The 19139-nt window shown below is 57.2% G+C and carries 22 protein-coding genes and 1 pseudogene; 19 read left to right on the top strand and 4 right to left on the bottom strand.

The window, feature by feature from the left end; all coding sequences use genetic code 11:
- Positions 1–102: 102 nt before the first annotated feature.
- A complete protein-coding gene (locus RAC79_RS15075) occupies positions 103–888 on the bottom strand; it encodes an alpha/beta hydrolase (RefSeq protein ID WP_374997199.1) in 786 nt (261 codons plus the stop codon).
- Positions 889–1045: 157 nt separating this feature from the next.
- Here RAC79_RS15075 and RAC79_RS15070 point away from each other — a divergent pair, with 157 nt between their 5' ends.
- The 3 genes from RAC79_RS15070 (at position 1046) to RAC79_RS15060 (ending at position 3438) form a co-directional block, all read left to right on the top strand.
- Entirely contained in the window at positions 1046–1618 is a 573-nt protein-coding gene (locus RAC79_RS15070; protein ID WP_220331307.1) for a sigma-70 family RNA polymerase sigma factor, read from the top strand.
- Positions 1611–2258 (top strand): NrsF family protein, encoded by a 648-nt coding sequence (locus tag RAC79_RS15065; RefSeq protein ID WP_220331306.1) that lies wholly within the window; start codon positions 1611–1613, stop codon positions 2256–2258. The genes RAC79_RS15070 and RAC79_RS15065 overlap by 8 nt, the downstream gene beginning before the upstream one ends.
- Positions 2259–2451: 193 nt before the next feature.
- Entirely contained in the window at positions 2452–3438 is a 987-nt protein-coding gene (locus tag RAC79_RS15060; RefSeq protein WP_374997198.1) for an alpha/beta hydrolase, read from the top strand.
- Between the two features lie 44 nt (positions 3439–3482).
- Here the strand turns inward: RAC79_RS15060 and RAC79_RS15055 are convergent, their stop codons facing one another.
- Positions 3483–4292: an SDR family NAD(P)-dependent oxidoreductase gene (locus RAC79_RS15055; RefSeq protein WP_173616162.1), complete on the bottom strand. Its 810-nt coding sequence runs from the start codon at positions 4290–4292 to the stop codon at positions 3483–3485.
- Between the two features lie 46 nt (positions 4293–4338).
- On the opposite strand from RAC79_RS15055, the gene RAC79_RS15050 reads away from it, so the two are divergent.
- From RAC79_RS15050 to RAC79_RS15030, 5 genes are all read left to right on the top strand, one after another.
- Positions 4339–4725, top strand: coding sequence for a winged helix-turn-helix transcriptional regulator (locus tag RAC79_RS15050; protein WP_374997197.1), 387 nt, complete (start codon positions 4339–4341; stop codon positions 4723–4725).
- A gap of 150 nt (positions 4726–4875) precedes the next feature.
- Positions 4876–5409 carry a TetR/AcrR family transcriptional regulator gene (locus RAC79_RS15045; RefSeq protein WP_374997260.1) on the top strand — a complete coding sequence of 178 codons (534 nt, stop codon included), beginning with the start codon at positions 4876–4878 and terminating at the stop codon, positions 5407–5409.
- A 78-nt stretch (positions 5410–5487) separates the two neighbouring features.
- Positions 5488–6906: an MFS transporter gene (locus tag RAC79_RS15040; RefSeq protein ID WP_374997196.1), complete on the top strand. Its 1419-nt coding sequence runs from the start codon at positions 5488–5490 to the stop codon at positions 6904–6906.
- Between the two features lie 88 nt (positions 6907–6994).
- The gene (locus tag RAC79_RS15035) at positions 6995–7750 is read left to right on the top strand and encodes an SDR family oxidoreductase (RefSeq protein ID WP_220331302.1); all 756 of its coding nucleotides are present in this window, start codon (positions 6995–6997) and stop codon (positions 7748–7750) included.
- 259 nt (positions 7751–8009) lie between these two features.
- Complete coding sequence (locus tag RAC79_RS15030) at positions 8010–8699, top strand: aspartate/glutamate racemase family protein (RefSeq protein ID WP_220331301.1); 690 nt, start codon at positions 8010–8012, stop codon at positions 8697–8699.
- Between the two features lie 51 nt (positions 8700–8750).
- Here RAC79_RS15030 and RAC79_RS15025 read toward each other — a convergent pair whose 3' ends face one another.
- Positions 8751–9677, bottom strand: a complete 927-nt coding sequence (locus RAC79_RS15025) for an AraC family transcriptional regulator N-terminal domain-containing protein (protein ID WP_374997195.1) — start codon at positions 9675–9677, stop codon at positions 8751–8753.
- A 78-nt stretch (positions 9678–9755) separates the two neighbouring features.
- Between RAC79_RS15025 and RAC79_RS15020 the strand changes: the two genes are divergently transcribed.
- The 7 genes from RAC79_RS15020 (at position 9756) to RAC79_RS14990 (ending at position 14993) form a co-directional block, all read left to right on the top strand.
- Entirely contained in the window at positions 9756–10583 is an 828-nt protein-coding gene (locus RAC79_RS15020; protein WP_374997194.1) for an oxidoreductase, read from the top strand.
- A gap of 55 nt (positions 10584–10638) precedes the next feature.
- Positions 10639–11229 carry a TetR/AcrR family transcriptional regulator gene (locus tag RAC79_RS15015; protein WP_374997193.1) on the top strand — a complete coding sequence of 197 codons (591 nt, stop codon included), beginning with the start codon at positions 10639–10641 and terminating at the stop codon, positions 11227–11229.
- Between the two features lie 67 nt (positions 11230–11296).
- Positions 11297–11923, top strand: coding sequence for a hypothetical protein (locus tag RAC79_RS15010; protein WP_220331297.1), 627 nt, complete (start codon positions 11297–11299; stop codon positions 11921–11923).
- A 109-nt stretch (positions 11924–12032) separates the two neighbouring features.
- Complete coding sequence (locus tag RAC79_RS15005; RefSeq protein WP_374997192.1) at positions 12033–12887, top strand: cytochrome b/b6 domain-containing protein; 855 nt, start codon at positions 12033–12035, stop codon at positions 12885–12887.
- Positions 12884–13660: a molybdopterin-binding protein gene (locus tag RAC79_RS15000; protein ID WP_374997191.1), complete on the top strand. Its 777-nt coding sequence runs from the start codon at positions 12884–12886 to the stop codon at positions 13658–13660. Before RAC79_RS15005 ends, RAC79_RS15000 begins: the two co-directional genes overlap by 4 nt.
- Positions 13661–14070: 410 nt before the next feature.
- Complete coding sequence (locus tag RAC79_RS14995; RefSeq protein WP_374997190.1) at positions 14071–14655, top strand: DUF308 domain-containing protein; 585 nt, start codon at positions 14071–14073, stop codon at positions 14653–14655.
- 41 nt (positions 14656–14696) lie between these two features.
- Positions 14697–14993 carry a chorismate mutase gene (locus RAC79_RS14990; protein ID WP_110730692.1) on the top strand — a complete coding sequence of 99 codons (297 nt, stop codon included), beginning with the start codon at positions 14697–14699 and terminating at the stop codon, positions 14991–14993.
- A gap of 67 nt (positions 14994–15060) precedes the next feature.
- Here the strand turns inward: RAC79_RS14990 and RAC79_RS14985 are convergent, their stop codons facing one another.
- Positions 15061–15924, bottom strand: a complete 864-nt coding sequence (locus RAC79_RS14985) for a LysR family transcriptional regulator (protein WP_173616173.1) — start codon at positions 15922–15924, stop codon at positions 15061–15063.
- A gap of 108 nt (positions 15925–16032) precedes the next feature.
- On the opposite strand from RAC79_RS14985, the gene RAC79_RS14980 reads away from it, so the two are divergent.
- The 4 genes and pseudogenes from RAC79_RS14980 to RAC79_RS14965 form a co-directional block, all read left to right on the top strand.
- A complete protein-coding gene (locus RAC79_RS14980; protein ID WP_374997189.1) occupies positions 16033–16857 on the top strand; it encodes an oxidoreductase in 825 nt (274 codons plus the stop codon).
- A gap of 45 nt (positions 16858–16902) precedes the next feature.
- The gene (locus RAC79_RS14975; protein WP_374997188.1) at positions 16903–17751 is read left to right on the top strand and encodes an alpha/beta fold hydrolase; all 849 of its coding nucleotides are present in this window, start codon (positions 16903–16905) and stop codon (positions 17749–17751) included.
- Positions 17752–17815: 64 nt separating this feature from the next.
- Positions 17816–18346: a VOC family protein gene (locus tag RAC79_RS14970; RefSeq protein ID WP_112963853.1), complete on the top strand. Its 531-nt coding sequence runs from the start codon at positions 17816–17818 to the stop codon at positions 18344–18346.
- 170 nt (positions 18347–18516) lie between these two features.
- Positions 18517–19078 (top strand): annotated as a pseudogene (locus RAC79_RS14965) (L,D-transpeptidase); the annotation flags it as partial.
- Positions 19079–19139: the final 61 nt, after the last annotated feature.

The following is a 19139-nucleotide window of genomic DNA, read 5'->3' as shown; positions in this document are numbered from 1 at the left end:
TCTTTCGCAATCTCGCGGCTGGCCCTCGCCGCCCAGCATTAGTATGGCGTGCCCGCTTCGAGGTGATCGATGCACGCGAGATCCACGTCATGCCCGTCCCGTTCAGGAGGCGTAGCCTGCTGCCTTCATGATAAGATCGGCGATGTCATCAGGATGCGAGATCAACGATAAATGGCTAGCTCTTAATTCAATAGTGTTAGCGCCCATACGTTTCGCGAGAAACCGCTCCAGATCTGGATTAATCGTCCGGTCCTCGCTCGACACCACGTAGAAGCTGGGCTTATGGCGCCATGCCGCTTCGGTGACCTTGCCCGAGAGCAGCGTCTTCTGGAAAGGAGACTGCGTTGCATACAGCACCTTCGCGCGGGCCGTGGGAATGTCACCGGCGAAGTCCTCGAGGAACGTCTTCTCGCTAAGTCTTCCTTCCTCACCGTCGAAAACAATTCCGGCAGAAGCGGGGGGAGTAGGGAAGGTTTTCGCTAAAGCGCCGAAATCCTCGTTTGCGTCGGGTGCACGGGCGGCGACGTACACGAGAGCCGAGACATTAGGATGCATGCCGGCCTGAGTTACAATCATTCCCCCAAATGAGTGCCCTACCAATACTGTTGGCCCGTCCTGCCGCGCCAGTACTCGCTCAGCAGCAGCAACCGATTCCGGGAGAGTGGTCAGAGGGTTCTGCACAGATGTGATGTTCAAGCCCTCGGGCTGGAGCCTCGATATCACTTCGCTCCAGCAGGAACCATCTGCAAATAGCCCATGGACGAAGACCACGTTACGGGCCTTTTCTGGGCGGCCGGCAGCCGATGCGGCCATTCCTTTGGCTGAAAGCATTGATGCTGCCGCGCCGGCAAGCATAGCAGTTGAAAATGTGCGCCTGTTCATGATCATTCCGGACTTCCTTTCATCATAAAGCACATGCTTCGAGGAGTCTTTCGTTGGGAATACCCCAATCTTACATCGTCACGCCGATGTGATCGGCGCGCAATATCGAATAATTTCGCGATGCGACGTAACAACGGGTCTCGTCCAACCGAAAGCACGAGTGATGGACACACGGGAAGACAAATGGGCGAAAGCGATGCGCGCGGAACGCACTGGCGATAGCGCTGCCTACGAGGCATTCCTCAGGGCTTTCGCCGCTTCGGTGCGGCGGATCGTCGAAACGCATTTGCGGTATATGGGCTTTAGTCGCTATGAGGCAGAGGATGTCGTACAGGAAGTGCTCATAGCAGTGCATTCCCGTCGCCACCAATGGGACACGAAGCGGTCTCTGCTTCCCTGGTTGAACGCAATCACGCGCTACAAGATCATTGACGCCAGCCGGCGCTTGGGCCGAGACGCACGCATGCGCGTCGATTTGACCGAAGAGCAGTGGGCCGGCTTGTTCTTATCTGAAGCGGTCGATCCTGAACGCAATCCGGCCGATGTCGAAAAACTAATCTCCGCCTTGCCCCCTGGCGAACAGGCTGCTGTGCGAGCCATAGGGCTCGAGGGTGCTTCTACCAAAGAGGCCGCGGCGCGTATCGGTTCCACCGAGGGAGCGGTGCGCGTCGCCTTCCATCGATCGTTGAAGAAACTAATGGCGGCAACACAGAGAAGAGGCCCCGGGCATGAATGACAATCGGCAGCCAACGGACGATCTTATTCGAGGTCTTGCAGCGCAAGCTGGTAAAGGTTCGTCATTTTTGCTCCGCCTCTCGATCGTCCTTCCTGTCGCGCTGGTCTTTTCGATCCTGGCAGCGACTGGCGTCGTTGTGATGATCGCCGGTCCTCGCTCCGATCTCATGCAGATACTGCCGACATGGACATTCCTATTCAAAGTCATCGGCATGGTTCTTGTAGCTGCCGGCGGGTTTCAGCTTGTTTGGGCAGTGGTCCAGCCGGGCCAGGCGCCTCGTACGGTTCTCTTTCTTGCTCCGGCTCTGGTCTTCCTGCTTGCTGGAGCTCTGTTTGATCGGAGCGGCTTTCCCCTTTTTGGGGTTCACACCTACTCCGTGCTAAATTGTACGGCTACTATCATCATGGCTTCGATCCCGGCGCTCGCTGCTATTCTTTCTGCGATGCGAGCAGGAACGCCCACGCGGCTCAGCCGGGCAGGCGCTATTGCAGGTTTCCTTGCAGGTTCCGTTGGTGGTCTCGCCTATACCATCGCCTGCCTCAACGATGGCGCCGCCTTTGTGGCGGTATGGTATTCGATCGCCATTGCAGGCGTAACGGCACTGGGAGCTTCAATCGGGCCCAAATTGTTGAGGTGGTAGCAAGGTCAATTTAGTGATAGATGCTATTTACCCTTCGAAGCAATGGGATGCAGTCTGTCATCGGGCTGCGGACCCAAGCTCCAATCTGAAGCGATTTCATGTCTCGGGCAGATTATCTAACGTCGACAGGCCAGACTGGCGCCCGGGGTTCGAGAAAAAGTCATCGCCGCTTCGTTCCATGACAGAGCAAGAAATGAGCAATTCCTCGCGCAGTGTAGCCGTCCCTTCACGGAAAATTCAGGCCCCAAAGTCCATCAGCGCTGAAGCACGAGCGGCACTGTCGCGCCTGGTCGACGAGGACGGCAGCCCTACCAATGCGCGGTTCGAAATGCCGTCCCCAGAGGATTTTTCAGGCTGGATGATGATGAAAGCCGCAGTAGATGCGCACTACGCCGCCGCGGCTAAAGACCTTGCCAAGAGTTTGCAGTCCACAGTCGGGACAATCGTAGTCGAACAAGCAACGATCCATGTCGCAACGCCGCACGGATCATTTCATGAGCGTAGCGCACTCATCGATCTGCATGGCGGCGCATTGGTGTTCGGAGGCGGAGAGGCCTGTCGCGTCAGTGCACGCCGCCAAGCTCACAAGCATGCCGTTCGATGCTACGGCGTCGATTACCGAATGCCGCCCGAGCATCCATATCCGGCCGCTCTTGATGACTGCTTGGCCACGTACCGTCATGTGTTGAACGGTCATCCCCCCGACAAGGTGGTCATCCTGGGGAGATCGGCCGGCGGCAATCTCGCGGCTGCTATGCTGCTACGGGCGAGAGATGAAGGCATGCCAATGCCCGGCAGATTAGTCTTGCTCTCGCCACAGGTTGACCTCACCGAATCGGGCGACAGTTTCCAAACAAACCAGATGCTTGATCTTGTTCTCCCTCGCCCGCTTAGAGCAAGCAACCTGCTCTACGCTGGTGGTGCAGATCTTTCCAATCCCTATCTGTCGCCACTCTTTGGTGATCTGCGGGGCTTCCCGCCGACGTTTCTGCAGACCGGCACGCGTGACCTGTTCCTATCGAACACGGTGAGGATGCATCGAGCCTTGCGAAAAGCTGGCGTGGAAACCGAATTGCACGTCTTCGAAGCCATGCCCCATGGTGGCTTCACGGGTGGGACGCCGGAAGACCAGGAACTCGAAATGGACATCCACCGGTTCGTCATGGCAAGCTGGAACTGATGCGGGGCACCCAGAGAACCTGGCGCAGATCCTCTGTTGCCCTGCTACGTCCCTGGCCACATTCCTCCGTCAAGTCGGAGGTTTGCTCCTGTGATATAGCCGGCACGGGGGCTCGAGAGAAAAGCAATGGCATCCGCAATCTCCTCAAGGGTTCCGACCCTCCCAAGGGGCACCTGAGCAAACATCGGCAGGATTTCTCTCTCTATGTCGTTCCAGGAGGCGTCGATGGCCAACCCCCTCTCAATGGCTTTCCTACGGAATACGGCATCCAAGCTGGTGCTATGCACCGTTCCAGGCGAGACGGTGTTTGCGGTGATGCCGTATGCAGCAACGTCTTTTGCGAGCGACGCCGTCATCGCGATCATGGCTGCCTTGGCGGCGGAGTAGTCCGGTCGACTTGCGGGCGGCATCAGGGCCGCCAGGCTTGCGATGCTTATGATCCGACCCCACCGCGATGCTTTCATTGCGGGCAGAACGAGCGAGATTATCCTCACAGATCCGAGCACGTTCCTGTCATAGACAGCCGCCCACGTCTCAGAGTTCGTCGAGGTCCAATCCTCTGCCGGGGCAGATCCGCCGGCATTATTGACCAGGATGTCGATCGACCCTGCTGCAGCCATGGAATCCCTAATGAGACGATCGACCTGATCCGAGACTGTCAGGTCGCCGAATACTGCGAATGCCCGACCTCCAGAGGATATGATGTCATGCGCGACTTCCTCTGTTTTCATTCTGTCGCGACCGTGGACAAGAATGGTCGCCCCTTCCTTTGCGAGGCCTCGGGCCACACCCTCGCCAATCCCCTTGCTGCTTCCCGTGACCAGCGCAACCTTGTTTTGGAGCTGTAACTCCATGATATTTGATCCTTGTTATCGTCTCCGGCAGATATGAGGTTCGTCGATGAAACAGGCAATTACGCACTTTAAAGTGCCTGTCGAGGATAGGGCGACATGCCTCGGAGCCGACGGATCTGTCTCTCATGTCAGCAGGGTGCTTCGGATGATCACAGGACGTTGGAAACTGGCGATCCTTTTCCGATTGTTCGCCGAACCATCACTGCGGGCATCGCAGTTCATGAGAGACATACCTGGGATATCCCAGAAGATGCTAACGCAACATCTCAGGGAGCTGGAAATTGACGGCCTCATACGCCGACACGACTTTCAAGAGCAGCCTCCTCGAGTCGAATACTCGCTGAGTTCAGCAGGCCATGGGCTTATGCCGATTTTGATCGCGGTCAGGGAATTCTCTCGGGACTATCCCGTTGATCCGACTGTTGGTCCTTGACCTGGACGCCTTTAGCTTGATGAAGCCACATTGTCTCTTGCATTGTGTACCGAATGGTTCCATATAGTCTCCATGGTCAAGCGCACTCCAATATCCGCGTCCGTCGGTCGCCCTCGCGAATTTGAACTCAATGAAGCAGTTCGAAAAGCAATGCACGTATTTTGGGATCGTGGATATCACGATGCATCCCTTCCCGACCTGCTTGAGGGCATGGAACTTTCCAGAGGCAGCTTTTATAAGGCTTTCGTCGACAAGAGAGGCGTCTATCTGCGCGCCCTCGACGCTTACATCGAGGACGCCGTTCGCTCGGTCGGTGAAACACTGCATTCCAATCCGTCGCCTAAAGCCGCAATTTTAGAAGCTTTTTCTCAACAAGTGGATCAAACATCGGGAACGGACGGTTTGCGTGGATGCTTTGTCGTCTTTGCAGCTGTAGAAATGCTTCCGGAGGATAAAGAGGTCGCACTACGTATTTCCCGGCTGTTCAGACGTCTGCAAGATCTTTATGCCGCGGCGATCATAAGAGGCCAGGCCTTGGGCGAGATCGATCCTGGGCTGGATGAACGAACGCTCGCGAGGTTCCTCGTGTGCCAGATCCAGGGTATGCGGGTCCTGGCGAAGGCAGGAGCAGATCGCGCGGAGACAAGGGCCATGGTCGACCTGGCACTGAAGGCGCTTGGCTGACCCTATTTTGGAACCAATTAGTTCCAATTGATGATTTTGCAAACCGTCGATCGATTTTTTGATCGCTTGGGGAGACTTATGAGAGACACCAGCAATCCCGATGATAAACTCGATCCACGTCGATGGATGGCGCTGGTCATCCTTTTGACCGGTGCCTTTTTGCCGCCGCTCGACTTCTTCATCGTCAATGTGGCGCTGCCCTCGATCCGGGAGGATTTCGGGGCTTCTGCATCAACGATGCAGCTGATTATCTCCGGTTACGCTACCACCTACGCTGTGATGCTGATCACTGGGGGAAGGCTTGGAGATCTCTATGGTCGACGAAATGTCTTTCTGGCTGGAATGGTCGGTTTTGCAGCCGCGTCTGCCCTATGCGGGTTTGCCTGGTCTCCAGCCGCGCTGATCGTCGGCCGTATCCTTCAGGGGTTTGCGGCGGCAATTATGGCACCGCAAGCCTTAGCTTCCATCAATGCAATTTTCCCAGACCACGAAAAATCAAAGGCCCTCAGCTTTTATGCCCTGACATTCGGGGTGGCATCGATGGTTGGTCTGTTTCTTGGTGGCGCGTTGATTGCGCTTGATATTCTTGGTCTTGGATGGAGAGCCATCTTCCTCATCAACCTGCCGGTTATCGCGGTCGCCGCGCCGTCCGCCTTCATCACGTTGCGGGAAACTCGATCTGCGCACCCAAGCAAACTGGATCTTGGAGGAGCATTGTTGATCGCGATTGCGCTATTTGCACTGATTGCGCCGCTGATCGAGGGCCGGGAGCAGGGGTGGCCGATCTGGCTCATCGTGATGCTTGCCACGTGTCTTCCGTTTTTCGTCCTGTTTTGGCGGCATGAGAAACATCTGGAATCGACGGGGAAAGATCCGATTCTTGCACCGAGCCTGCTGCAAAACCGTGGACTACTGCGCGGGCTGCTGGCTGCCTTGTTCTTCTACGCCCTTGCGGCTTTCTGGCTGATATTCTCGGTCTATGAGCAGGGTGGCCTTGGTCGGACGCCTTTCGAGGCCGGGCTGGCGATCCTTCCTGCGGCTGTCGGCTTCGTCCTTGGTCCTTTTGCAAGCGAGCGCATCCTCAGCGTCTTCGGAAGATTTTCCGCTGGCGCCGGCATGGTGCTGCAAGCCGCAGGGTTGTTTGGAACGGCGGCCTTAATTTCGAATGGCCTTCCGCAATTCCTTTTTGCTGCGCTCTTTCTTATCGGTGCGGGGCAGGGGATCGCCCTTCCAAACCTGGTGAAGAGCATCGTGCAAAGGGTAGACCGGACGCAGTCAGGTTTGGCTTCTGGTCTGGTCAATTCGATGTTTCAGATTGGCGGTGCATTGGCAGCCGCAATCGTTGGCGGATTGTTCTTCTCGATCTTGGGGCCGGCCACAGACGTTCAATCCATTGGCCAAGCATACAGCGTTGCAGCGGTTGCAATTGCCTTTTGTCTTCTCATCGCGGGATGGCTTTCCGTCGGTCTGACATCGACCCAACCGTTGCGCCGATGAGCGGCACCATTTCAGCGCATCATCAGCCGATCGCGCGAAAACGGCGTGAAACTCCCCAGCAAAACAGAAACATTCAGAGGTAATCTCCATGAACAACATCTCCACACTACCTCTTGCCGGCAAGCGCGCGCTGGTCACCGGTGCAGCACGCGGTATCGGTGCGGCAATTGCGCTAAAACTGGCCGAGGACGGTGCCGACGTTGCGATCACCTATGAGAAGTCAGTCGAGAAAGCGGAAGCTCTCTGTGCCGAGATCCGCGCCCTCGGTCGAAATGCGATCGCCATCCATGCCGATGCCGCGTGCATTGCAGCCGCGACGGCGACCGTCGAACAAACGGTCTCTGAGCTCGGCGGCCTTGACATCCTGGTCAATAACGCCGGTGTCCTTCTCGCAAGTGATTTCGCCACGCAGCCACTTGAGGAGATTGATCTGCAGCTGAACGTAAATGTTCGCGGCGTCTTTCTGATCACCCAGGCAGCGCTGAAATATATTCCCAACGGAGGTCGCATCATCAGTACCGGCAGCAACGCAGGTCTGGCTGTGCCGTTCGCGGGGATCACGGTCTATGCCGCGACCAAGTCTGCACTGGAGAGCTTCACGCGCGGTCTCGCACGTGAGCTGGGCTCTCGGGAAATTACGGTCAATCTGGTTCGACCAGGTCCGATTGATACTGACATGAACCCTGCCGATGGCGCACTCGCAGCCACTATCCTGCCAAACCTCTCGATTGCTCGATACGGTAAAACTAGAGAAGTCGCAGAGGCCGTCGCCTTTCTCGCGGGGCCCGGTGCAGCCTACATTACAGGCTCAGGCATTCTCGTCGATGGCGGCATCAGTGCCTGAGCATTGGCACGAGGCGGTGCTGGCCGCTCCACCTGCAGGTAGTAACGCGGAATTTTTGGGCGCGCATGGGCCGCGGCGTTTCCTCCGCTGCACTACACGCGTAAATTTGAAGGAGCGGGTGGGGCCATAATTCGGGAATCTCACTCAGTTCGTGGTTTCCCTGACGTTGCAACCGCCTCGGAGGTAGCGAATATGGCAGGCCTGCTTTCTGCTTAAGCGTCCGTTTAGCGGGACCTAACCTATGAACATGGAGCAACACTTGAAGACCATCGGCATACTTGGCGGGATGTCCGCGACATCAACCCAGATTTATTACCGAGAGCTTTGCAGGCTGACCCGCGAGAGGCTGGGGGGACTTCACTCTCCAGAGCTTCTTATACGGTCTGTCGACTTTGATGAAATCGAAAAGTTGCAGGCATCCTCCGATTGGGGCGCGGCGGGCCGCATCCTCAATGATCATGCTATCGCGCTGCAGCGCGGAGGTGCCGACCTCCTCATCCTGGCGACGAATACCATGCACAAGGTGGCTGACAAGATCGTGGGCGGGGTCTCGATGCCGTTCGTGCACATCGCGGACGCAACTGCAACGGCTATCCTCGACCGCGGTTTCCGGAGACCGGGTTTGATGGCAACCGCCTTCACCATGGAGCAGACCTTCTATACCGACCGCCTCATAGCTCAGGGGCTGTGGCCAGAGATCCCTGAAGCCGATGATCGAGCAGAAACTCATCGTATTATCTATGACGAGCTGTGCCGTGACATCGTCCGCAAGGAGAGCCGCTTGACCTATGAACGGATTGCACAGCGTCTGGTCGACAAAGGCTGCGACTGTCTTATCCTCGGCTGTACAGAGGTGGGTATGCTGTTGAACCAGGATAATGTAGGCGTTCCTGTCTTCGACACGACCCTCGTTCATTGTAAAGCCGCACTTGACGCGGCTTTACAATGATATGGTGTGTTCTGACGGTCGAGCGATTGTGAGAACGATGAGGCTCAATGATCATACCTGTTCTCCCAGATGATACTGGACCCACTTCGCCTCTTCCGATGCAGTGCGCCCGAAATGCCGTCTGAAATCGCGGCTGAATTGCGCTGGGCTGACATAGCCTACTGAAACAGCCACATCTGCGATGGTTCCGCTTTGGCGGGCGATCATCAGCCTCGCTTCATGGAGCCGCAGCGCTTTCACATATTGCATAGGACTTGAGCCTGTCAGCTCCTTGAAATGGACGTGGTAGGAAGGGACACTCATTCCCGCGGCTTTAGCGAGATCCGCGATGGCCATGTCGGCTGCGTAATTCTCCCGTAGCCACATCACGCTCTCGACCAGTTTTCCCGCCGTTCCTTTCTGCTGCAGGGCCGCGATCACTGTGCCGCCTTGCGGACCCGACATGACGCGATAGTGCAGTTCACGCAGGATGGAAGCTCCCAGCACTGCAACCTCGACCGGGCTGTCAAGTGTCATCAGCAAGCGCAGCAGGACGTCTTTGAGCCTGCTATCCATTCTGCTTGAGAATAGACCTCTCGGCTTGGCGCTTACAGGACCGGTGAGTCTCTCGACCTGTATGGCGATTTCTGCCGCCACTTGCATATCGAACTCCAGATAGACTGCGAGCAGCGGCCGCTGTGGATTGGCGGTAGACGTCATCCGGAAGGGAACTGGTACCGAAACGGCAAGATAGTGGTCCTCGTCGTAGAGGTACATTTCTCCATCCAGCATGCCGTATTTATTTCCCTGCAAAACGAATACGGCCCCCGGCTTGTAGAGAACCGGAACATCATTCAGCACCGCTTCCGTACGTAGGATACGGACACAACCGAACGCTGTTTGATTGTACCCCAGACGAGGTGCAAGCCGTTCAGCCAGGACGACAAGCTGGTCATGTGCGGGGGATGTCTTTTCACATGTCATAGGATTTGGCAACATACTGAGAGGATATGCAATCGAATTGAAGCGCGCTCTAGATTATCTGTCATGTGGATGGTTAATCAAGGAGTTTCCGACATGTCATCCAAGACCTTCTTCATCACAGGCGCAAACTCAGGCTTTGGACTGGCCATTGCCACTGCCGCAATCCATGCCGGTCACAAGGTCATCGGGACCGCCCGCTCCGAACCGTCGCGTGACAGGTTGTCAAAGATACTGCCGACACTCCACCCGGTCCTTTGCGATGTCACAGATTTCGGACGCATTCCGGAGGTGGTTCAGAAGGCGGAAGAAGACCACGGTCCCGTGGATGTGCTGATCAACAATGCCGGATACGGGCACGAGGGTGTGCTTGAGGAATCGCCGCTTGAGGAGATGCGCCGCCAGTTCGACGTGAACGTGTTTGGCGCCGTTGCAGTCGCCAAGGCGTTTCTCCCGAGGTTCCGTGAGCGCCGAAGCGGCTTTATCGTCAACGTGACGTCGATGGGCGGCATGATCACCATGCCCGGCATCGCCTATTACTGCGGCAGCAAGTTCGCCTTGCAGGGTATTTCAGAGGTCATGCGTTCGGAAATGGCGCCGTTCGGTGTTCGTGTGACAACCCTTTGCCCGGGCTCATTTCGGACGGACTGGGCAGGTCGTTCCATGGTCCGCACAGAGCGTTCCATTGCTGACTATGATAGCCTGTTTGATCCGATCCGCGAGGCGCGTCAGGCAGTGAGCGGCAAGCAGCTCGGAGATCCACAAAAGCTCGCCTCCGCGGTGCTGACCCTCGTCGAGTCCGACAATCCTCCACCACAACTTCTCCTCGGTAGCGATGCCTTGAAGCATGTGACGGCACGTATCGAGCGTCTGCAACAGGAAATCGAAGCATGGAAGGATGTGACCGTCTCCACGGACGGCTGACACGAAACCAACATTTGCTATTGACCATCTGCCTACTAGAAGGTAGATAGACTGCATGAGCAATCTTTCGACAACCTCGGACGACATTCTGACGTCCACCCGAAACCTTCTGATAAGCGGCGGCTACAATAGCTTCAGCTATGCTGATATCTCGGAGATTGTTGGCATCCGCAAGGCAAGCATCCATCATCATTTTCCGAGCAAGGTCGATCTGGTGCGTGAGCTGGTTAAGCGGTATCGAGAGGATGGCCAGGCAAGCGTGGCAGTCCTTGAGCAGAAGGTTCCGAACGCTCTGGACATCCTCAAGACTTATGCAAACCACTGGGCTGCATGCATCGAGGATGCCAGCAGACCCTATTGTGTCTGTGCTATGCTTGCCAGTGAGCTGCCTTCCCTCCCGACGGAAGTCGCAACGGAGGTGACGAACTTTTTTCGTTTCATCTCCTCATGGCTGACTTCGGTCATGGAACGCGGTGCCAAGCAAGGCGAACTGAGTCTTACCAGTGCGCCGCATGTTGAAGCCGAAACATTTCTGGCCACCGTATACGGGGCAATGCTTTCGGCGAGAGCCTACGGGAAACCGGAGGTCTTCTCAACGATACTCGAACCCGCCCTCAATCGTCTCATGCCCACAGCCTCACACTAATCCTGCGTGGCATGGCTACCCGGGTCAATCGCGCCCATCGAAACTACCAACTAGTAGGAAGATAAAAATGAGAAATGTTTTTCCAGCTCTGGCCTTCGCGCTAGCCAGCATCCTTTCCGCAACTGTTGTTTCCGCACCTGCATCTGCCGAAGATAAGAAAGCCGCGCCGATCCATGTACGAGGCAGCATCGTCGACTACGAGGGGTCAACGCTGAAAGTGAAGACCCGCGAAGGTGAGACCGTCGACGTCGTCCTTGCCAAAGACTGGAAGGTCGCTGGCGTTGCCAACGCAAAGGTCACCGATATCAAGCCGGGCGATTTCGTGGGCATCGCATCCTTGCCAAAGGGCGATGGCGGCGATGGAGCGCTTGAGGTCCTAATTTTCCCGCCGGAAATGAAAGGCACAGGCGAGGGGAGCTATGGTTGGGATTTGAAGCCCGACAGCAGCATGACCAATGCGACGGTCGCCGATGCCGTAACGGGTGTAGATGGCCGGACCGTCACCGTCACCTATCATGGCAAGGAAAAGAAGATCGCCATTCCGGATGGGACACCTGTCGTCACCATCGCTGGAGCCACCAAGGATGATCTCGTCCCCGGCGCCGTAGTCTTCATCACCGCTGAAAAGGCTGCAACCGGCCCCATCGCCCATCAGGTGGTCGTCGGCAAGAATGGCGTGGTTCCCCCGATGTGAAGACCCCGCCGTCACTGGCCGGAGCAGCCGCCATACTGCTTCGGCCGGCGACTACAGATCGACGCTGCTTGGTCTGCCGCCGCTAAATGCACCGATGAAAGACGTTGAGATGAGCGTAGACCCTTCCAATGATAATGTCCGAAATCCCCGGACGATCTCTATTCGCCGCCACTCTGTCGTGACACGGCTCACGCACTGGCTGAACGTGCTCTGCCTGAGTTTCCTTCTTTTGAGCGGATTGCAGATCTTCAACGCCCACCCCGAGCTATACTGGGGACATTATGGCGCCGACGGCGATCCTGCCGTCTTGACGATTGGCGCCGATGACAAAGGCGGCGAACCACGCGGTTTTGTTCGCATTGCAGGCCTGGAACTACCTACCACGGGCGTCCTCGGCGTGTCGAATGTTGATGGCGGACAAGTCTCACGCGCTTTTCCCTCCTGGGCAACCATCCCTTCATTCCAGGATCTTGCAGCCGGACGTCGCTGGCATTTCTTCTTCGCCTGGCTGTTTGCGATCAACGGCATTGTCTATCTCGGCTTCAGCGTGCTGAGCGGACATTTCCGCAAGGACCTTGCGCCAAAGCCCCATGAGCTCTCGCCAAGCCACCTCGGCCGCGAAGTCCTCGATCATGCTCGGCTGCGCTTTCCGAAAGGGGAGGAGGCCAAACACTATAATTCGCTTCAAAAGCTCACCTATCTGGCGGTCATTGTCGTTCTGCTGCCGCTGATGGTCGCCACGGGTTTGGCAATGTCACCCGGGATTGACGCCGCTTTCCCCGTACTCATTGAGATTTTCGGTGGACGCCAGTCCGCGCGTACCGTCCATTTCATCACAGCGTCGGCGCTGGTCATCTTCGTTGTCGTGCATGTGGCAATGGTGGTCCTGTCCGGGACCTGGAACAATATTCGCTCGATGATCACCGGACGCTATATGATTCATCACAAGGGGCCACAATCATGAGAACGCTTCTCACCCGACGCCGCTTCCTCATCGGCGGCACACTCGGCGCCAGCGCCCTGACCCTTTCCGGGTGTGACCTGCTGGACCAGAACGCCGACGTCGCCGATGTCCTGCGCTCAGCCGAGCACCTGACCATGAAGGCACAGAGACTGCTTCAGGGGCGGGATGCGCTGGCGCGTGAGTTTGACGAAAAAGACATTTCTCCTTTCTTCCGTGTCAACGGAACGAGTGCTCCCGATAGCGAGGAATATGCAGAACTGTTGGAAGGCCAATTCGCAAACTGGCGACTGAAGATCGACGGTCTTGTTGATCGGCCTCAAGAGATTTCGCTCAAAGATCTGAAGGCGCTTCCTTCCCGCACCCAGATTACCCGCCATGATTGCGTCGAAGGCTGGAGTGCTATCGGTAAATGGAAAGGCGTCCCGCTCTCCCACTTGTTGCGTCTCACCGGGGTTAGGCCGACGGCGCGCTACGTCGTATTGCATTGTGCGGACGAACTCGAAAAGACGCTCGACGGAAGCGGCCGTTACTATGAGAGCATTGATCTCATCGATGCGGTCCATCCTCAAACCATCCTCGCCTACCAGATGAACGGCCAGGATCTCAGCGTCGGCCACGGCGCGCCCTTGCGCCTCAGGGTCGAGCGACAGCTCGGCTACAAACAGGCAAAATACATCATGCGCATCGAACTGGTCGACAGCTTCGCCGGGCTGTGGGGTGGGAACGGCGGCTATTGGGAAGACCGTGGCTACGAGTGGTACGCCGGCATCTGAGGCAATCGAGATGATGAACCACAGGAAAACAATCCATGAGCCGACGGAAGTCCGGAAAGTGATGCCGATTTCAGAAATTGCGCCTTCACGACAAATCGAAATCAACCAAGCGAGTTCCATCCTCTCCGATCCTGACGGCCGATGGGCTGCCGGGCGGGAGGAGGCGATCAGCGATGCCTTCGGAAAGGCATGGGCATCAAGGGTGCCCACGGCGGCGGGACGACGGTTTCTTCTCGCGACGGCCAGGACCTCGATAGTCCCGAAATGTCAGCCGGGAAACTCTCTGACAAAAGCGATCAGACCCGCCGTGCTGAATGGCAGAGAACACCCACTTGAGCGAGCATTTCGTCTTCATCTGATGACGCTCGCGCGAACCACTAATCAACCAGTTTAGAAAGTGACAGAAAACAATGTCGAACAACCAGATCTCCCGTGCCGCGCGCGGCAACGACCAGTGGCTCAAGCAGTATTACTTTACCAGAGCGGCCTTCTCAGTGCTTTGGGTCGCGGCTGCGTTGACTGCCGGACGACATTCCTTTGCGGTGGCTGCCGCACTGCTGATCATTTATCCCGCTTGGGATGCAATCGCCAACGTTATCGATGCCACCAGGAGTGGTGGTCTTGCCGCCAATCGGAGCCAAGCGATCAACGTCGCAGCGAGCTCGGTTATGACGATAGCCGTAATCCTGGCGTTGACAATGAACATGAACTGGGTTCTCGGCGCCTTCGGTCTATGGGCTATCTTCTCAGGGCTGTTGCAGCTTGGAACTGCTGTGCGGCGCCGAAAAACGAATGGGGGTCAGTGGGCGATGATTTTGAGCGGAAGCCAATCCTCTGTGGTCGGTGCTCTCTTCATCTTTCAGGCGCAAATGCCTCAGGAGCCTTCTATCGCCACGGTTGCGGGCTACGCTGGCGTCGGAGCATTCTACTTCCTGGTTTCGGCAATTTGGCTGACGATCGCCCTGTCACGTCGCAGTATGCATCCCATCTCATAAGCTCTACCTCGCGCCTGTGAAACGACTTGGAAGATATTCAAATGATGACAGATGATGTGGCACAGCAACTCGCTTCCTACCGGAGGACCATCGACAATTTGGATTCAGCTCTCCTCTATATTCTGGCCGAACGCTTTCGCTGTACCGAGCATGTCGGCCACTTGAAAGCCGAACAGGCGTTGCCGGCGATCGATAATGAGCGAGAGCGACGCCAATTGGATCGAGTGATGAGTATCGCCAATGAGGTTGGCCTCAGTCGGCACTTCGTCGAAGGGCTGATGACAATGATCGTGGGCGCTGTGGTGGAGCGGCACAGGGAGATTGCGGCCAGCAAGTAAGTTGTCTGTCGCGGCTGTCCTACCGCGGCCGTGGATCGGCGGGGAAAATCGATCTTCTTCGCGCGGCTTACCATGCAGGGGCATTTGTGATGTGGTCCGAGACGGTCGAGATAAACGCCCGAAGACGCTGAAGACGTCGCAGGTCCCGATGATATCCCATCCAGATGTCTCGCGCGGGCGGGGGCTTGGGTAGTTCAAGTCTGCGGATACCCGGGATTTGGTTACCCACTGCGCGGGGCAGGACGGCGATCCCAACACCCTGCCTGCACATTCGCCCCTGGACGTTTCGGTTGTTTGATCGCAGCACGGGTCTCGCGTTCGGAAAACTCTCGGAGAGCCAGGCTATGTCGGGGAATTGCCCTGTCGAAGTGTCGTGGGTGATCAGACGGAAACCAGTCCCGTCGCCGAATTTAGGGTCAGGCGACTCCTCGGCGATGTAGACGCCGTATTCGAGCCTAAAGAGCCGCCGTTGAATAACATCGGCAGTGTCGAACGGAACGATGCGAAAGGCAACGTCTGCCTCCCTCTGGGCGAGGTTGAACAGGCGAGTGCCGGTCAGGATCTCGACGTCCACATTGGGGTAGGCTTTCGAGAAATCCGCCACGATGGGAGGCAGGACATAAGCCCCGAACCAGTCTGCCGATGAGATGCGCAGATTGCCTTTGAGATTTTGCTCCTGCCCGGCGAGTCGGCGCTCCATTGCAAGCGCGCCTTCTTCCATCTGCTCTGCCAGGGCGATGATCCCGTGGCCCTCCTCGGTCAGCACGAGACCGTCCGCGGTCCGCTGGAAGAGCGTATGGCCGATGGCATCCTCAAGGGCACGCAGCCGCCTGCCGACGGTCGGATGGCTTGTATGAAGAGCACGCGCAGCGCCGCCGAGCGTGCCGGACCGCGCAATCGCAAGGAAGATTCTTACATCACTCCACTCCATGGCCATGCCCTTACAAAAGTGAACAATGAGAATACAAAATTGTCACTTCAAGTACAAATATAAACATCTAGATTCAAGTCATCTTCTGAAAGCAAGCGGAGAAACGTCATGAAAACATGGTTCATCACAGGCTGCTCGAGCGGCTTCGGGCAACGGCTCGCGCTCGCTGCGGCACGGCGGGGCGATCAGGTTGTCGCGACTGCGCGCAACGTCAACTTGATCAAAGAAATGGCTCGGCCATTCGACGGCCGCATGATCGCCTTGCCGCTCGACGTGACGGATGCGGCGGCGGCCAATGCCGCGGTCGCAAAGGCCGTGGAGATATTTGGCGGCTTTGATGTGCTGGTGAACAATGCCGGCTACGGACTGTTTGGTGCGCTCGAGGAAGGCACGCCCGAAGAATATCGACCGATGTTCGAGGTGAACGTTTTTGGTCTTATCGAAACCACCAGAGCAGCCTTGCCTGTCCTGCGGCGCTCGGGCGGAACGATCGTCAACATGTCGTCCGGTGCAGGGATCGCGGGCAGCGGCGGGGCAGCATACTACAATGCAGCCAAGTTTGCGGTTGAAGGGGTTTCCGAGGCGCTCGCGGGTGAGCTGAAGCCGTTCGGCGTCCGCGTGCTGATCGTCGAGCCGGGGCCGTTTCGCACTGACTTCCTTGGACGCTCGATAACGATGGCGGCCAAGGAAATGCCGGAATACGCCGCAAGTTCGCGCAGACATTATCGTGAAACCAACAACGGCAATCAAGCAGGCGATCCCGACAAGGCGGTTACAGTGATCTTGCAGGCGGTCGACGCCAATAACGCCCCGCTTCATCTGCCGCTTGGGCCCGTCGCGCATTCAATCGCCGAACGAAAGCTGGCTTCTTTCCGCAGCGATATCGACGCTTGGCGAGACATCTCGGTCGCCACCGATTTCGATCAGGCCTGAGCTGGCGCTAGCTCTGTTTAACATCAACATCGACGGGAAAGAGTTATGATCCCAACACTGGAAGATTTTACCCAGCAACTGGTGCCGGTGAACGGCATCAAGATCAATGCCGTCACGGGCGGCTCTGGCCCCCCGCTCCTTCTGCTTCACGGTTGGCCGGAAACTTGGTGGGAGTGGCACGACGTCATGCCGCTGCTGGCCGAACAGTTCAGCGTGGTGGCGATTGATCTACGCGGCGCAGGCTTTTCCGACTGCCCGCTTGACGGCTACGATAAGGCGACGATGGCGCGCGACGCGCACGAGGTCATGATCGCCCTTGGGCATGAACGCTACGCTGTATGCGGCCATGACATCGGCGGAATGGTGGCGCTTCCGCAGGCCGCTATCTATCGAGATGCCGTTACTCACCTTGCCGTCCTCGATGTTCCGCTTCCTGGCTGGAGTGAGTGGGAGGCTACGACGGCAAAGATCTGGCACTTCGCGTTCCATGCTAATCGGGATCTGCCGGAACGCCTGATTTATGGCCGCGAACATGACTATATTTCGGCCTTCATGGCGGAGCGGTTTTACGATCACAGCACCTTTAATCCTGAAGACATCGACATCTATGCGAAAGCAATGGCACTTCCTGGTCGCACGCGCGGTGGCATGGAATGGTACCGCACACTGACCGCAGACCATGCGGCCGCGCTCGAATACAAAAAACAACCGCTCCGAATTCCGGTTTTAGGTCTCGGCGGGGAGCAGCGTTTTGGTGCTCATATGGTCCCAATGCTCAAGGAGTTCGCCACAGATGTAACGGGCGGCTCGATTGCCCGCTGCAGTCATTATGTGGCGGACGAGCGCCCGGATGAAGTGGCCGCTGCTCTCATCGATTTCCTCAAGGCCAACTGAACTCTGCGATCCGGGCAAATTGAGTCCGAACGCGTTCATCGATTCAACAAGAAAGGAAACTGTCATGACTGCACCTCAAATTCGTGGCGTCAATCACATCGGCATCACAGTGCCCGATATCGAGGCAGCAAAATCATTCCTGGTGGAAGCCTTTGGCGGCCAGGTGATCTACCAATCGTTCGGGCCGCAGGATCCGGCCAGACAGGGACCCGAGTTCGAGCGGGCCACTGGTGCTTACCCGGGAACGGTTGTGCGTGCGCAGGCAATGGTCAAGATCGGAACCGGGCCTGACATCGAGCTCTTCGAAATGCATGGCCCCAAACAAGCGCAACCGGTTACACCGAGCGACTTCGGCATTACGCATTTTGGCGTCTATACCGACGACATCGACGCATCGGTAGCGCGGTTTGAAAAGGCTGGCGGAGCAGCCCTCACGGCGCCACGCGCAATTCCCTACGCAACCGAAAAAGGTCCTGGAAACAAGGTCTGCTATTGCCGCACGCCGTGGGGCACGATGATTGAGTTTATCACCACGCCTGATCGCATGGCCTATCATGACCAGACGGATCTGCGCAGATGGCAGGACGAGGATTGAGCATGAGCTTTGATACCTCGTTATCCCGCCGCGGCCTGCTGTCGCTTTCGGCGATGGCTGCAACCTCGGCCCTGGCGGGGTGCGTCTCCACCTCCGGCTCGGGCCGGATGGTGGGGCGACAGTCGACGCCTCTCCTGGATCCGATCGGCTCTGTCCACATCGCCCCTGCGCCGACAGATGCCGAACTGGCGACCATGTACGGTCCTACCGAGGATGGCGGCTTTCTAATCCCGGCGGTTCCCTACAAGCAGATCAATCCGCGCTACTATCGCCAGCAGGTCCTCGACCCGACTGGCGAGGCGCCCGGCACGATCGTCGTCGACACTCCCTCCCGCTTCCTCTACCTCGTCCAGTCGGGCGGGACCGCGATGCGGTATGGTGTCGGGATCGGGCGCGATGGCTTTGCCTGGCAGGGCAACGGCATCATTCAGTGGCGTCAGAAATGGCCGCGTTGGAAGCCGCCGAACGAGATTGGTCGTCCGCCAGCCGGAATTGGCCAAATATTCGATCGAGAATGGCGGCATGGAGCCGGGCCTGAAAAATCCGCTCGGTGCGCGAGCGCTCTACATCTTCTCCGGTGGCCACGACACACTCTATCGTCTGCACGGCAATCCGCAATGGCGCTCGATTGGCAAGGCAGTTTCTTCCGGCTGTGTGCGCCTGCTCAACCAGGACATTATCGACCTCTATGAACGCGTGCCGATCAAGGCTCCAATTGTCGTTAAGCAGTAAGTACAAGCAATCACGTCCGTCCCTCCCTGGATAGAGGAGAGACATGTCCCCCAAAGCTTTC

Source organism: Agrobacterium sp. LR_9, assembly GCF_041954855.1.
Taxonomy (GTDB): Bacteria; Pseudomonadota; Alphaproteobacteria; order Rhizobiales; family Rhizobiaceae; genus Agrobacterium; species Agrobacterium leguminum.
The sequence above is the reverse complement of the archived record's forward strand: the minus strand, read 5'-3'. Positions and strand labels throughout refer to the sequence as shown.

What these genes read in the sequence shown, in the direction of transcription:
- RAC79_RS14990 (WP_110730692.1), top strand. Translation starts at nt 14,697, where the DNA reads ATGATGACAGATGATGTGGCACAGCAACTCGCTTCCTACCGGAGGACC.
- RAC79_RS14995 (WP_374997190.1), top strand. Translation starts at nt 14,071, where the DNA reads ATGTCGAACAACCAGATCTCCCGTGCCGCGCGCGGCAACGACCAGTGG.
- RAC79_RS15055 (WP_173616162.1), bottom strand. Translation starts at nt 4,292, where the DNA reads ATGGAGTTACAGCTCCAAAACAAGGTTGCGCTGGTCACGGGAAGCAGC.
- RAC79_RS15060 (WP_374997198.1), top strand. Translation starts at nt 2,452, where the DNA reads ATGAGCAATTCCTCGCGCAGTGTAGCCGTCCCTTCACGGAAAATTCAG.
- RAC79_RS15075 (WP_374997199.1), bottom strand. Translation starts at nt 888, where the DNA reads ATGATCATGAACAGGCGCACATTTTCAACTGCTATGCTTGCCGGCGCG.
- RAC79_RS15040 (WP_374997196.1), top strand. Translation starts at nt 5,488, where the DNA reads ATGAGAGACACCAGCAATCCCGATGATAAACTCGATCCACGTCGATGG.
- RAC79_RS14970 (WP_112963853.1), top strand. Translation starts at nt 17,816, where the DNA reads ATGACTGCACCTCAAATTCGTGGCGTCAATCACATCGGCATCACAGTG.
- RAC79_RS15000 (WP_374997191.1), top strand. Translation starts at nt 12,884, where the DNA reads ATGAGAACGCTTCTCACCCGACGCCGCTTCCTCATCGGCGGCACACTC.
- RAC79_RS15015 (WP_374997193.1), top strand. Translation starts at nt 10,639, where the DNA reads ATGAGCAATCTTTCGACAACCTCGGACGACATTCTGACGTCCACCCGA.
- RAC79_RS15005 (WP_374997192.1), top strand. Translation starts at nt 12,033, where the DNA reads ATGAGCGTAGACCCTTCCAATGATAATGTCCGAAATCCCCGGACGATC.
- RAC79_RS15035 (WP_220331302.1), top strand. Translation starts at nt 6,995, where the DNA reads ATGAACAACATCTCCACACTACCTCTTGCCGGCAAGCGCGCGCTGGTC.
- RAC79_RS15050 (WP_374997197.1), top strand. Translation starts at nt 4,339, where the DNA reads ATGAAACAGGCAATTACGCACTTTAAAGTGCCTGTCGAGGATAGGGCG.
- RAC79_RS15020 (WP_374997194.1), top strand. Translation starts at nt 9,756, where the DNA reads ATGTCATCCAAGACCTTCTTCATCACAGGCGCAAACTCAGGCTTTGGA.
- RAC79_RS14980 (WP_374997189.1), top strand. Translation starts at nt 16,033, where the DNA reads ATGAAAACATGGTTCATCACAGGCTGCTCGAGCGGCTTCGGGCAACGG.
- RAC79_RS15010 (WP_220331297.1), top strand. Translation starts at nt 11,297, where the DNA reads ATGAGAAATGTTTTTCCAGCTCTGGCCTTCGCGCTAGCCAGCATCCTT.
- RAC79_RS15025 (WP_374997195.1), bottom strand. Translation starts at nt 9,677, where the DNA reads ATGTTGCCAAATCCTATGACATGTGAAAAGACATCCCCCGCACATGAC.
- RAC79_RS14975 (WP_374997188.1), top strand. Translation starts at nt 16,903, where the DNA reads ATGATCCCAACACTGGAAGATTTTACCCAGCAACTGGTGCCGGTGAAC.
- RAC79_RS15065 (WP_220331306.1), top strand. Translation starts at nt 1,611, where the DNA reads ATGAATGACAATCGGCAGCCAACGGACGATCTTATTCGAGGTCTTGCA.
- RAC79_RS15045 (WP_374997260.1), top strand. Translation starts at nt 4,876, where the DNA reads ATGCACGTATTTTGGGATCGTGGATATCACGATGCATCCCTTCCCGAC.
- RAC79_RS15070 (WP_220331307.1), top strand. Translation starts at nt 1,046, where the DNA reads ATGGACACACGGGAAGACAAATGGGCGAAAGCGATGCGCGCGGAACGC.
- RAC79_RS14985 (WP_173616173.1), bottom strand. Translation starts at nt 15,924, where the DNA reads ATGGAGTGGAGTGATGTAAGAATCTTCCTTGCGATTGCGCGGTCCGGC.